Source organism: Brevundimonas pondensis (genome assembly GCF_017487345.1).
Classification (GTDB): Bacteria; Pseudomonadota; Alphaproteobacteria; order Caulobacterales; family Caulobacteraceae; genus Brevundimonas; species Brevundimonas pondensis.
This window is the reverse complement of the sequence record NZ_CP062006.1, coordinates 1,315,490-1,328,611: the sequence shown is the minus strand read 5'-3', so window position 1 is coordinate 1,328,611 and position 13,122 is coordinate 1,315,490. Positions and strand designations below refer to the sequence as shown.

12 protein-coding genes and 1 pseudogene are annotated in these 13,122 nt (G+C 65.4%); 6 read left to right on the top strand and 7 right to left on the bottom strand.

The window, feature by feature from the left end; translation table 11 throughout:
• Position 1: 1 nt before the first annotated feature.
• The 5 genes from IFE19_RS06700 to IFE19_RS06680 form a co-directional block, all read right to left on the bottom strand.
• Positions 2 to 1,423: a PQQ-like beta-propeller repeat protein gene (locus IFE19_RS06700; RefSeq protein WP_207826665.1), complete on the bottom strand. Its 1,422-nt coding sequence runs from the start codon at positions 1,421 to 1,423 to the stop codon at positions 2 to 4.
• Positions 1,424 to 1,446: 23 nt separating this feature from the next.
• Positions 1,447 to 2,196: a tetratricopeptide repeat protein gene (locus IFE19_RS06695; protein ID WP_207826663.1), complete on the bottom strand. Its 750-nt coding sequence runs from the start codon at positions 2,194 to 2,196 to the stop codon at positions 1,447 to 1,449.
• A 145-nt stretch (positions 2,197 to 2,341) separates the two neighbouring features.
• Positions 2,342 to 2,767 carry a hypothetical protein gene (locus IFE19_RS06690; RefSeq protein WP_207826662.1) on the bottom strand — a complete coding sequence of 142 codons (426 nt, stop codon included), beginning with the start codon at positions 2,765 to 2,767 and terminating at the stop codon, positions 2,342 to 2,344.
• Complete coding sequence (locus tag IFE19_RS06685) at positions 2,757 to 3,314, bottom strand: RNA polymerase sigma factor (RefSeq protein WP_207826660.1); 558 nt, start codon at positions 3,312 to 3,314, stop codon at positions 2,757 to 2,759. Before IFE19_RS06685 ends, IFE19_RS06690 begins: the two co-directional genes overlap by 11 nt.
• A gap of 25 nt (positions 3,315 to 3,339) precedes the next feature.
• Positions 3,340 to 3,714: a DUF6249 domain-containing protein gene (locus tag IFE19_RS06680; protein WP_207826657.1), complete on the bottom strand. Its 375-nt coding sequence runs from the start codon at positions 3,712 to 3,714 to the stop codon at positions 3,340 to 3,342.
• A gap of 246 nt (positions 3,715 to 3,960) precedes the next feature.
• On the opposite strand from IFE19_RS06680, the gene IFE19_RS06675 reads away from it, so the two are divergent.
• The 3 genes from IFE19_RS06675 to IFE19_RS06665 all read left to right on the top strand — a co-directional run bounded on the left by IFE19_RS06675 (position 3,961) and on the right by IFE19_RS06665 (position 5,118).
• Complete coding sequence (locus IFE19_RS06675) at positions 3,961 to 4,260, top strand: UrcA family protein (protein ID WP_207826655.1); 300 nt, start codon at positions 3,961 to 3,963, stop codon at positions 4,258 to 4,260.
• Between the two features lie 113 nt (positions 4,261 to 4,373).
• A complete protein-coding gene (locus IFE19_RS06670; RefSeq protein WP_207826653.1) occupies positions 4,374 to 4,868 on the top strand; it encodes a DUF2306 domain-containing protein in 495 nt (164 codons plus the stop codon).
• 10 nt (positions 4,869 to 4,878) lie between these two features.
• Positions 4,879 to 5,118: a DUF2188 domain-containing protein gene (locus IFE19_RS06665; RefSeq protein WP_207826651.1), complete on the top strand. Its 240-nt coding sequence runs from the start codon at positions 4,879 to 4,881 to the stop codon at positions 5,116 to 5,118.
• Here the strand turns inward: IFE19_RS06665 and IFE19_RS06660 are convergent.
• Positions 5,115 to 5,468, bottom strand: a complete 354-nt coding sequence (locus IFE19_RS06660; RefSeq protein ID WP_207826649.1) for an ArsC family reductase — start codon at positions 5,466 to 5,468, stop codon at positions 5,115 to 5,117. The genes IFE19_RS06665 and IFE19_RS06660 overlap by 4 nt on opposite strands.
• Before the next feature lie 135 nt (positions 5,469 to 5,603).
• On the opposite strand from IFE19_RS06660, the gene IFE19_RS06655 reads away from it, so the two are divergent.
• Both IFE19_RS06655 and IFE19_RS06650 read left to right on the top strand, forming a co-directional pair.
• Positions 5,604 to 6,110, top strand: coding sequence for a hypothetical protein (locus IFE19_RS06655; protein ID WP_207826648.1), 507 nt, complete (start codon positions 5,604 to 5,606; stop codon positions 6,108 to 6,110).
• 48 nt (positions 6,111 to 6,158) lie between these two features.
• Positions 6,159 to 6,806, top strand: coding sequence for a glutathione S-transferase family protein (locus IFE19_RS06650; protein WP_207826647.1), 648 nt, complete (start codon positions 6,159 to 6,161; stop codon positions 6,804 to 6,806).
• Here the strand turns inward: IFE19_RS06650 and IFE19_RS06645 are convergent.
• Positions 6,803 to 8,122: an Hsp70 family protein gene (locus tag IFE19_RS06645; protein WP_207826646.1), complete on the bottom strand. Its 1,320-nt coding sequence runs from the start codon at positions 8,120 to 8,122 to the stop codon at positions 6,803 to 6,805. The genes IFE19_RS06650 and IFE19_RS06645 overlap by 4 nt on opposite strands.
• A gap of 314 nt (positions 8,123 to 8,436) precedes the next feature.
• Here IFE19_RS06645 and IFE19_RS18090 point away from each other — a divergent pair.
• A pseudogene (locus IFE19_RS18090) lies at positions 8,437 to 12,438 on the top strand (peroxidase family protein); the annotation flags it as partial.
• Between the last annotated feature and the right edge of the window lie 684 nt (positions 12,439 to 13,122).

Here is a 13,122-nt window from a genome sequence, read left to right as displayed (position 1 = left end):
ATCAGCGAATGCTGACCAGTTCGCCCTTGTCCGTCAGGACATAGAGGGCGCCGTTGTAGGCGGCGGGAGCGATGAAGGCGGCGGACCCCAGGCGAATGCTGGACTGCTGCGCGCCGGTCTTTGGATCAAAGGCCACGGCCTCGCCGTCCGAATTGACCAGGACCAGACGATTGGAGGCCAGGATCGGCCCCGACCAGGTCGGACGCACTGTGCGTTTGCCGAACCCCAGGAAGCCGCCTTCGCGACGCACACGGCCCTCGTTGAGGTCGCGGGTCCAGTAGACCTGCCCCGAGTCGCGATTGACGACCGTCAGCTCACCCGACTTCGACACCACATAGACCACATCGCCGACCGGCAGGGGCGCGTTGACGCCCGCGACCGGAAGCGACCACTTGGGCTGACCAGAGCGCAGGTCCATAGCCTGAAGCACGCCCGAGTGGCTGACGGCATAGACGAAGCCGCGGCTGATCACGGGGCGGCCGGCGATGTCGCGCAGTTCGGACAGGGCGCTGGTGCGGCTGGTGCGCGACAGAACTTCCTGCCAGACAGGCTGACCGTTCGAGGCGCGCAAGGCCACCAGTTCACCCGAAGAGAAGGGCGCAACAACCGTGTCGCCGCTGACCGCCGGGCTGGAAGCGCGCATGATGCGAGCCGGCTCGGTGATGCCGCGATAGGACCAATCCTGCTGTCCCGTGCTCACGTTGAAGGCGATCAGCTGATTGTCGACGTCAATCACGAAGACGCGCTGGCCGACGACGGTCGGCGCACCATGGATCGGCAGATCAACCGAGGATTTCCAGACCACCGCGCCCGTTGCGGCGTCCAGCGCCGTCATCGTGCGATAGCCCGAAGAAACAAAGACCTTGCCGTCGCCGACGGCCACACCGCCGCCAAAGGCGCCGCCGCCCGAACCGCCACCGAAGCCGATGCCGAGGAAACGCGAGCCCTTGTCGCTCTCGTCGACCTTGACGTCAGCCTTCCAGAGGATTGCGCCGGAGGTCGCATCCACTGCGGTCACGCCGGCTTCACCGTCCAGAACGAAGACCTTGCCGCCGTCAGCCACCACCGGAGACATGACCTGACGCGTACGCCCCGAACCGACGCCGATATCGCGCTTCCAGGCGATGGCGAAGTCCTGGGCCGCGATAACGTGTTCGACGGAGTTTTCCGCATTGCCGCCGGGCTGCGTCCAGGCCGTTGCAGCCTGAGGCCCCGGCAGGAAGAAGTCACGGCCGGACAGAGCGGCCGAAGGCGCCAGTTGTTGCTCGAACTCCAGAACCGAAATGCGCTGCCCGTCCGAGGCCTTGGCGACATCCTCCTTGGCGCCGCCCAGACCAAACGGCAGAGCGTTGCGGACAGTACCGCACGAGGCGACGGTCAGGGCGAGGCCGCAGAGCAGGGCGACTTTCAGCGTACGATTCATGGATGAGGTCCTGAAAGCGTCGATTACTGGCGAGCGGCGGCGGGAGCCGGAGCCTGGGTTTGGGCAGGAGCGGCAGTCGGAGCCGGCGCCGCAGCGGCGGCGCGCACGATGGCGGCCAGCCCGGCGGCGGAACCGGAATCGACCGATTCGACGCCGATCTGGGCGCGCTGGCGAATCGAATCGGGCACGTCCTGACCCAGTTGCAGTTGGACAAAGATCTGGCGGGCGTCGGCGGCCTTGCCGTGTTGCAGCAGGGCCATGGCCTGGGCCTCCTGAGCGAAGGCGTGCAGCGGACGCTTGTCGTCAGCCAGCGGCTCCAGACGCTTCTGGATGTCGGCCAGCGGGGCCGTGTCCATGATCAGGAAGACCGCCTTCAGCGCGGCGGCGTCAGCGATGATGGGATCACCGGCGGCCTTGGCGGCGTCGTCGAACAGCTTGACGGCGTCCTCGGTCTTGTTGGCCGAAACGGCGATTCCGGCCTGCTGCATCAGGGCCAGGGCCTTGTAGGCGCCATTGCCCGACTTGGCGGCTTCGGCGAAGGCGGCGTCGGCGCCCGACGGATTATTGGCCTGCAGGGCGGTCATGCCGCGGTCATAGGCGGCCGAGGCCTTGTCGGCCTGATTGGTCTGATAGCTCTGCCAGCCCCACCAGGCCAGGGCGGCGACCAAGGCCACCACCAGAAGCCCCGCCACGATCGGCAGCCAGGTGCGGGCCATACGCTTGTATCGATCGGAGCGAAGCTCCTCCTCGACCTGTTCGAAGACATCAACCACGAAACGTCGCCCCAAAAACCGCTGCCAAGACTGGTCGCTAAACCGGCGCGACCCTAGAGGGTCGTCGTCCCGCCCGCAACGCAGGCGTTTACGCCGCGACCTGAAATTTCAGCAGTAGGTCGCGACTTCGTCAGGAAAACGGCGCTCAGATTTCCTGAGACAGCTTCACGACCCCGGCCGCCAGCAGCGCGACCAGCACCCCGGCGGTGGCCCAGAACAGCTGCATGCCGCCCATGGAGCCCATGTCCAGTCCCGACACGCCCACGCGATCCAGCAAGGATTGAACGGCCTGCGCGGCGTCCACGCCCGCCATGCTCAGACCCTGTGCGGCAGGCTGTGAACCCGCCGATGCGGATACGGACGACGAGGCAAAATCGAAGTTGACGCCGAGAACCTCGCGCACGGCGATCACGCCGCCTGCCAGGCCTGCGACCGAAAGAGCGACAGTGCGAAAACGCGACGACTTGTTCAGCTTCGCGGCCACGCCGGCCTCAAACTGGGCCGAATCGGCAAAGCCCGGCGCCCGCGCGAACAGGCGCTCGATGGCAGGGTCGAACTCATCAACCGACATGGGAGGCGCTCCCGTGAGCAACCGGTTCCGGCTGGAGCCGGGCCCGAAGTTTATCCAGACCACGCTTGACATGAGATTTCACCGTTCCAAGCGGCAAATTAATGGCGGCCGCGATTTCGGGGTGGGACAGGCCCGCCCCGTGGCACAGGGAGACACAAAGCCTCTCCGGTTCAGTCAGCCCCTTCATCGCCTCGTCCAGGTCCATACGCCCGGCGCTGTCGACATGGGGCGCTGCCTCGTCGTTCTCCACCTCGGCCACATAGCGAGCGTCCTTCGAGCGGCGCTTCAGATACAGGCGCGCCGCGATGCGCTTGATCCAGGCGCCGAAGGTCCCCTCGCCCCGAAACTCGGCGCATTTCTCGAACGCCAGCAGAAAGGCGTCCTGAGCCACGTCGTCGGCCAGGGCGGATTGCGCCCCCATCCGACGCAGCAGCCCGCGCACGGCCGCGCTGTGGCGGCGCACCAGTTCCCCGAACTCGCGACGCCCGCCCGCCGCCGACAGGGCGGCGAGCTCGACATCGTGCAAGTCACGTAAAGGCTTGGCCATGACGGTTTCCCCTCCCCGTCGCCCCTCAGCCCTTGTTCTTGTTGAAGAAGCTCAGGACGATGAAGGCCAGACCGATCATGCCCGGAACCGCCGCGCTGCCCGCGATCGGGTAGAAGGCGTCCATCTCGGCGAAGCTGACCATGTAGCCGAAGAGAGCGATGCCCAGGCTGACCGCCAGCAGGATGACGCCGACGCGCAGGTCGCGAGCCGCCGTCGCCGGGGGCTTGATGTTATCCTTGCTCAGCGAATCGATGACTTCCGGCGGCAGCGGCTGACCCTTTTCGATGGCCGAGCGCAGGGTCGCCTGCATCTCCTTGCGTTCCTTGCTCTTCAGCCAGTTCGGCACGATCACGATGGCGCCGATCATGATGAAGAATGCGATGGGAATGAATTCTTCCATGGGTTTCCCCCCTTCTTGAACAGTGGAGCCGAGCGTGACGCTGCGGCCTTCTGATCACAAGAGGCGGTGATCGCGCCGATCAGATGCAGAATCGCGCATGAACTCTTCGTAAGGCGCGTTTTTCAGACTCCGCCGCCATTTCAGGCCGTTGGCATGACCAGGAATTAACAAGCCTTGCCGTAAGAGCGCGCGCTTTGCGCCGTCCTGTTGACCGGCCCGGCCACGCCGGAACCAGGAGACACCATCATGATGATCGCCAGCCTCGCCCTCGCCCTGTCGGCGTCAGTCTCACCTGCGCCGGAGCTGAGGGTCCAGATATCCGATCTGGACTTTAGCCGCCCTGAGCAGGCCATGACCTTTATCCAGCGCGTCGATGCGGCCGCCCAGGTCTTCTGCGACCAGCACCGGGCCGTCGTCACCCCCCTGAGCCTGCAGGGAACTCGGGCCTGCGAGACCGAGATGCGCCGCTTCGCCGTCAACCGACTGGACCGCGAACGCTGGACCGCCGCTCACCGCGCCGCCCTGGAGCTGCGCCGGGAGCGCTAACGTCACCACAGCGTGACTCGACAGCGGCCCCGGGGCCGATCAACGGTGACAGTGCGACGTTGTTCGCGTGTGCAGTGGCCTTGATCCTTCCTCCTGACCCTGAGGTGTCCGCCATGCTGCCCCAACTGTCTGCACTGGGCTGGTTTCATACGCTCGGCAGCCTGCCCGCCGTGCCCATCGGCCTGATCCTGCTGCTGACGCATGGGCGGATCGATCCCGCCACACGGCTGGGCAAGGCCTATCTGGTCTTTATGTTCGTCGGCGCGATCTCGGCCGTCTTCGTCATCAAGAGCCCGCCGGGAGCCGCGGTCGCCGCGCTCAGCCTGATCTCCCTGACGGTCGGCGCCACGGTCGGCTACATCAGACCGTTGGCCCGCTATCGCTGGTCGATCGAGACCATTGCGCTGAGCATTTCCTATTTCACCCTGCTGCTGCCAAGCGTCACCGAGACCCTGACGCGGCTGCCGGCGGGCGATCCCGTCGCCTCCGGCGTCGAGGACCCCCTGGTGGTCGGCTTCCAGCTGACCACCCTGGTCCTGCTGGTCCTGGGCGTGACCCTGCAACTCCTGTCCCGCCGTCGTCGCCTGTCGTCGACGGCTCTTGCCTGAAGGAAACCGCGTGACCCGTATCGTTTATCGCATCGTCCCCCACGACGGCGGCTGGGCCTACAAGCTGGGCGACAGCTTCTCGGAAACCTTCGCCACCCATGACGCCGCGCGCGCCGCCGCCGTCGCCGTCTCGCGCGAACAACAGGTGCCGGACCGCACTTCATGGATCGAGTTCGAGGACACGGCGGGCCAGTGGATCACCGAGCGCGCCGACGGCCACGACCGCCCGGAAACCTCCGTCGAGGATTAGGCGACGAAGGCTTCGGCGTAACGCTCGGGCTTGAAGCCGACCAGGGTCCGCCCGTCGCCCAGATCCAGCACCGGCCGCTTGATCATCGACGGCTGGGCCAGCATCAGGGCGACGGCCTTGTCCGCGTTCAGGTCGGCCTTGTCCGCGTCCGACAGCTTGCGGAAGGTGGTCCCGGCGCGGTTCAGCACCGTCTCCCAGCCATGCTCGACCACCCAACGCTCCAGATCGACCTTGTTGGCGCCTGCGACCTTGTAGTCATGGAAGGCGTAGTCCACGCCCTGCTCGTCCAGCCAGACGCGCGCCTTCTTCATCGTGTCACAGGCCTTGATGCCGTACAGGGTGATGGTCATGGGGCGCTCCCTCGCTTTGCTGAGGGCCGCGATCTCGCATCGGGAGGCGGAGGGGTCAAATTTCCGCTGTCGGCTTGAAGCAAGTGCCAGCTTTCAACCCATAGCAGTCGTTGCCAATTCGGCTAAGCTTTCACCATGACCGCCCCAAATCGCAAACTTATTTACGGGCTGGAGCCCACCATCGCCGTTGTCGCCTTGGTCGTGGCGAGCATCGACGCTGTCATCATCCCGCTGTCGTTGTTCTCCCCGCTGCTTCCCTCTGCGTTGCTAAGGATGATCGCGATAGCTTCGGGCTCGGTTGCGTCCTTCGTGTTCCTGAGAATGCTATTCTCTCCCCAAATTCACTACGCGATCGACCGTGCCAATGACGCCATGAGTGAAGGTCAATGGCTCCGATCGAAACCCAAGAAACTCACAGATCAGGAATGGGGGCTGACGGGTGCAAAGATGGGAAAAGGCTATCTGATCCCTCTCCGGCTTGTTCTGATGGTAGAATATCTAGCCGTCGTTTTTCTCGCGCGCGAACAGTGGACATCACTCTTGGCGTTCAGTGGCGCCGCGCTGCCAATCATGCTTACGCTGAGCCAACTGACGGCCCACTTTCCCCGCCCGACGGAATTACCGCCGCTCACCCATTGCTGACTCTTGGAATGTCCGCAGACGGCCATCACCGTCCTGAAGGAGACGCCCATGAAGCTCTACGCCCATCCCTTCTCGTCCTACTGCCAGAAGGCGTTGATCGCGCTGTATGAGAACGACGCGCCGTTCGAGTTCCGGCTGCTGGAGGGCGAGGCCGCCTTCGTCGAGCTGGCGGCGCTGTGGCCGGTGCGGAAGTTCCCGGTCTTGCAGGACGGCGACCACACGGTCGTCGAGGCCACCGCCATCATCGAGCATCTAGCCGTGCATCATCCCGGCCCGGTGCGGCTGATCCCCGCCGATCCAGGCGCCGCCGTCGAGGTGCGGATGATGGACCGGGTGTTCGACCACTATGTCTCGACGCCCCAGCAGAAGCTGGTGGCCGACGCCCTGCGACCCGAGGGCGACCGCGATCCCTATGGCGTGGCCGAGGCCAGGCGGATGCTGGAAACATCCTACACCTGGCTGGACGAGCGGCTGGCGGGGCGGGAGTGGGCGACCGATCACGGCTTCAGCCTGGCCGACTGCGCCGCCGCGCCTGCGCTCTTCTACGCCGATTGGTCGCACCCGATTGATGAGCGCTTCAAGACGCTGAAAGCCTATCGCGCCCGGCTTCTGGCCCGGCCGTCGATGGCGCGAGCCGTGGACGAAGCTCGACCTTACCGCGCCTACTTCCCGCTGGGCGCGCCCGACCGCGACTAGGCCGCCTTCTGGCTCCACAGGTCCAGATCTGCCTCGCGTCCGATCAGGGCCAGGCCCGAGGCGATGGATTCGAACTCGCCGCCGGTCTCGATGCGGTCGGCGCCGAAGCGGCGGATGAAGATGTCGCGCACCGCCGGCACGAAGGAGGTGCCGCCGGTCAGGAAGACGCGGTCGATCTGCGTCCCGTCCAGACCCGACTGAGCCATGGCCTCATCGACCGCCGCCTCCATGGCCTGAAGCTCAGGCGCGATCCAGCCTTCGAAGTCGGTGCGCTTGACCGGCTTTTCGATCCGCACCGATCCGGCGATGAAGGAGAAAACCGCTTCCTCATCGCGCGACAGGGCCTCTTTCAGGGCGGACACCGCGCGATAGAGGGCATAGCCGTGGTTGTCGTCCAGCACCTCGATCAGGCGCTCGATCTTCTCGGGCTCCAGCGCCGTCGCGGCTAGGCCGCGAATGTCGCGCATATCCTTGGACGCCCGCAGCAGAGCCAGTTGGTCCCAGCGGGCGAAGGCGCTGTAGTAGCGCTGGGGGATCGGCAGGCGGTTGTCGAAAGCGCGGTACAGGCTGCCCTTGCCCAGTTCGGGCGACACCAGCTGATCGATGATCCGATAGTCGAAGGCGTCGCCCGCCACGCCCACGCCCGAGCGCGCCAGCGGCGTGGATTTCAGCGCGCCGTCCGCCCGCTCGAACCGCACGATGGAGAAGTCGCTGGTGCCGCCGCCGAAGTCGGCGACCAGGACATTGGCGTCCTGCTTCAACTCGCGCGCAAAGAAGAAGGCCGCGCCGACGGGTTCATAGGCATAGCGAATGTCGGTAAAGCCCAGACGGGCGAAGGCCGCCTCATACCGCTCCAGCGCCAGGGCCTCGTTGGGATTGCCGCCGGCGAAGGTCACGGGGCGGCCAACGATGATGCGCGGCGGCAGGTCGTCCATCGCCCCGTCCGCATGATACTTCAACCGCAGCAGGAAGGCCGACAACAGGTCTTCGAAGCGATAGCGACGGTTATCGATGCGCGTCTCGGTGAAGGCGGCGCTGGCGGCGAAGGTCTTGAACGACTGGATGAAGCGCGTCTCCAGCGGGTCCTCGACGTAGGATTCAATGGCCCAGGGCCCGGCCTCGATCACCCGCTCGGGCGAGCCGCCGTCGCGCGCTTCATGCAGTTGGAAGCTGAGCGCCGAGCGGAAGGCGAACAGGTCCTTCTCCTCGACCTGGAACCGCACCAGGGTCGCGGGGCCATCGCCGTGGGTCAGGGACACCACTGTATTGGTCGTGCCGAAGTCGATGCCGATGGTGGCGGGCGTCGCGGACGTCATGGGGAAGAACCTGCGGGGAGAGGGGTCGGGGTTCCTAGCCCCCTGCCCGCCCGCGTCAAGAGTGAACCGGTCTCCCGGACTAGAACCAAAGGCCTAGTCCTTGCTGGCAGGGGCGTAGTCACGTCCCGCGAAAGACCTAACCCGACTGGACAGATCGACGTTCTTCCAAATGAGCCGGATAGTCATCTCATAAGGGAGGCCTAGCGCCCGACCAACGATCTCGTCACTTCGACCGGACGCCGGGGACGTCTCGCCGCTGCCGACCTCGCTGAGCCCAGTGCTGGCCTTCCAGGCATTTTCGCCCGCTGGAGGCTATGATGGTCGCGCTCGTCAAACATGATCTTGAGTTCATCCTGAAGCAGATCAAGATCGCCGAGGCTCATGCCAACGGCATCCCGCTGACCGAAATCCGGCTGAACGCCGCCGGACAGGTCATCACGGATCGCGCCTGGTACACCTCGGCCGCTTTCGACTCCACGCTGCCTCTTGCCATTCCTGACGCCAAGACACCCTTCGGCCTGAGGACGGTCGACGGCAGCTACAACAACATCGTCGAGGGTCGTGAGCACTGGGGCGCTGCAGACCAGCCCATGCCCCGACTTCTAAACCCCAACTTCATCAATGAGGGCGACGATTCCATGGCCCTGGGCGGCGGCCAGACCGTCACCAACAATGACTACGGAACGGTCGGGACGCCCACGCCGGGGGCCAATGGCGGTCATTCGGGCAATGTCGTGGACGCCGACCCGCGGCTGATCTCGAACCTCATCGCCGACATGAGTTTCAACAACCCGGCCGCCATCGTCGCCGCCCTGACCTTCGCGGGATCAGCTGATGTCTATGCTGACCTGGCCGTGGTGCGCGCCGCCCATGCGACCCTGATCAGCACCATCGTCGCCATCAATGCCGACCCGGGCCTGGATGAGGCCGCCAAGCAGGCCGGGCGTGACGCGGCCCAGGCCGATTTCGATCTGGTGCTGGAAGCCAAGGGGATCGAAGCTGAAAACGGTTCGATCGTTCTGCCCAACGTCGCCGCGGACGAGGGCCTGACCGCACCGTTCAACAGCTGGATGACCTTCTTCGGCCAATTCTTCGACCATGGCCTGGATCTCATCACCAAGACCGACAACGGAACCATCTATATTCCTCTGGCGCCCGACGACCCTTTGCGCACCCATGGCGCGGACGGCATCCCCGGCACCGGAGACGAGGTCGGGCCGCAGAACGCCTTCATGGTCCTGAGCCGCGCCACGCCGGTCGCCGGACCCGGCGCTGACGGCGTCCTGGGTACCGCCGACGACACGTCTCACGAAGCCGTCAACGTCACCACGCCCTTCGTCGACCAGAACCAGACCTATACCTCGCATCCCTCGCATCAGGTCTTCCTGCGCGAGTACGCCACGGTGAACGGAAAGACGGTGGCCACGGGTCATCTGCTGGACGGCGTGACGGGCGGTCTGGGCACCTGGGGCGACGTCAAGACCCAGGCCCGCACCATGCTGGGCATCGAGCTGAGCGATCAGGACGTGTTCAACGTCCCCCTGCTGCGCACAGATCCCTATGGGCGCTTCATTCCCGACCCGATCACCGGCTACGCTCAGGTCATTGTCGGCCTCGGCGCCGACGGCACGCCCAACACCGCCGACGACATCGTCATTTCTGGCACCGCCGCCAATCCGATCAACCTGATCGCCATGGCGACCACGCCGATCAATATCGGGGGCGTCGACTATTTCGGCCCGATCCGCACATCCCACGCCTTCCTCGACGACATCGCCCATAACGCCGCGCCCGGCTCGGTGTTCGACGCCGATGGAAATCCCGCGACGCCCGGCGTTCTGGTCGTCCAGGCCGACGACGACGACGTGGCCGGCAACGCCATCGCCACCGACTTCCGCGGTCGCAAGGTCGCCTATGACGACGAACTGCTCGACGCCCACTTCGCCACCGGCGACGGGCGCGGCAATGAAAACATCGGTCTGACCGCCGTCCACCACGTCTTCCACTCCGAGCACAACCGTCAGGTCGAAGCCCAGAAGCTGACCATTCTCCAGTCGGCTGACATCGGCTTCATCAACGAGTGGCTGGCGAGCGACATCGCCGGACTGCCCTCCAACTTCGCCTCCTTGTCAGCCCTGGATCAGCTGGCCTTCGCCAACACCCTGAACTGGGACGGCGAGCGCCTGTTCCAGGCGGCCCGTTTCGCCACGGAAATGCAGTACCAGCACCTGGTCTTCGAGGAGTTCGCGCGTCAGGTGCAGCCGCTCATTGATCCCTTCGTCTTCAACAGCACGACCGACATCAACCCCAGCATCTTCGCCGAGTTCGCTCATACGGTCTATCGTTTCGGTCACTCGATGCTCACCGAGAACATCGGCCTCGTCGATCCCGGCACAGGCGTCCAGAGCGAAATCGGCCTGATCGAAGCCTTCCTCAACCCCGGCGCGATGAACGCCCTGGGCACAGCGGATGAGGCCACCGCCGCCATCGTCGCCGGCATGACCCGCGTGCGCGGCAATGAAATCGATGAGTTCGTCACCGGCGCCCTGCGCAACAACCTCCTGGGCCTGCCGCTGGACCTGCCGGCCATCAACATCGCACGCGGTCGGGACGCCGGAATTCCGTCGCTCAACGACGCCCGCGCCCAGCTCTATGCGGCGACCGGCTCAACCTTCCTCGAGCCGTACAAAAACTGGGTCGACTTCGCGGCCAACCTGAAGAACCCGCTGTCGGTCGTGAACTTCATCGCCGCCTATGGCACGCACGCCACCATCACCGGCGCCACGACCTCGGCGGACAAGCGCGACGCGGCCTGGGACCTGGTCTTCGGCGTGGCGGGCGAGACCGCGAGCGAAAGGGCGGCGCGCATCGCATGGCTCAATGGCCCGGCGGCCACCACCGGCGTCAACGCCATCGACCTGTGGATCGGCGGTCTTGCCGAAAAGAAGATGCCTTTCGGCGGCATGCTGGGCTCGACCTTCAACGCCATCTTCGAAGCCCAGTTGGAGAACCTCCAGGACGGGGACCGCTTCTATTATCTGACGCGCACCCAAGGCCTGAACTTCCTGAACCAGCTTGAGGAAAACTCCTTCTCGAAGCTGATCCTGAAGAACAGCGCCCTGTCTGATCCCGGCCCCGACGGCATTCGCGGCACCGGCGACGACATCGTCGACCGGCACCTGGGGGTCAATGTCTTCGCCAACTATGACTTCTATCTGGAAGTCAACGCCGCCATGCAACTGGGGGCCGACCCGACCGGCAACGACCCGGTTCTAGAAGGTCTGGGGCGAGGAAAGGTACAGCGTGATGACCCGCTGACTGCGGCGATTGAAACCAACTTCCTGCGCTTCACCGGCGGCGAGCACGTCTCGGTCGGCGGCACCAGCGGCGCCGACACCATCATCACCGACTTCGGCGACGACTCCGTCTGGGGCGGCGCCGGGAACGACCGGATCGAATCCGGCGCCGGCGTCGATCTGGTCAACGGCGGCGACGGCGACGACATCATCACCGACAGCGGCGACAGCGGCGATTTCCTCAAAGGCGAAGGCGGCAATGACGTCATCGCCAACTCCAACGGCCTCGACATCCTGATGGGCGGGACCGGCAAGGACGTCTTCTTCGTCGGCGTCGATGATACCGAGGTGTTCGCGGGACAGGGCGATGACTTCATCCTGGGCGGCGACGGCGTCGACTTCCTGATGGGCAACGAAGGCGACGACTGGATCGAGGCGGGCGCCGGTTTCGACACTACCGCCGGCGACAACTCGGAGCTCTTCTTCAACTCGACCATCATCGGCCACGACGTGATGTTCGCCGGCTCGGACGAGCATGACTTCGACGCCGAGTCCGGCGACGACATCATGGTCCAGGGCGAAAGCGTCATGCGCAGCGAAGGCATGTTCGGCTTCGACTGGGCCACCTTCCAGGGCGCCAATATCGACGGCTACGCCGATATGCGCATCAAGATCTTCACCACCGAACAACAGGACATCCTGCGCAACCGCTTCGACAAGGTGGAGGCCCTGTCTGGCTGGAGCCGCAACGACACCCTGATCGGCGACGACCGCACGGCGGCGGCGAACGACGGCCCCGTCGGCCCGATCACCCCCGATCTGGTCGCCGCCAACGAAGGCGTCTTCTTCAACGACGAGTTGACCCAGGCCGGGGTGAACCGCATCGACGGTCTGCGCGCGCTGCTCAGCGACCTGATCGACACAGCCCCGGTCGGCGCCACGGCCGAGCAACTGGAAGCCCTGGTCGCCTTCAACAGCGGCAACATCCTGCTGGGCGGCGGCGGCAGCGACCGGCTGCAGGGCAATGGCGGCGACGATGTTCTGGACGGCGACCGCTGGCTGAACGTGCGCATCCGCATCACCGCCCCCGATCAGGCCAACACGGCAGCCAACGAGATCGGCACGATCACCAGCCTGAAGCACGTCTTCGGCACGAGCGCCGACATCCCCGCCGCCTGGCAGGGCAAGTCGGTGTTCCAGTTGATGATCGACCGGGTGATCACGCCGACCCAGTTGCATATCGTGCGCGAGGTCCTGAACGGCGGGCAGACCGGCGACATCGACACCGCCGTCTTCTGGGATCTGCGCGACAACTATGAATTCACCCAGGCGGCGGACGGCGGAATCATCGTCACCCATGTGACCGTGACGCCCGGCCTGGGTCGGGTGTCCGACGGCGTCGACCGTCTGTACAATATCGAGCGGCTGCAGTTCGCCGACGTGACGCTGAACACGGCGGGCCTGTTCAACACCCCCGCCGTCGGCGCCCCTGTCATCAGCGACACGACCCCGACCCAGGGCCAGCCGCTGACCCTGAACTTCGCCGCCATCAGCGATGCTCAAGGGATCAACCTGTCCAGCCGCACGATCCAGTGGCAGGTGCAACTGCGCGACGGAAGCTGGGCCGATATTCCCGGCGCCACGACAGCGACCTTCACCCCCGGAGCCGGCCAGGTGAACCAGGTGCTGCGCGCCGTGGTCAGC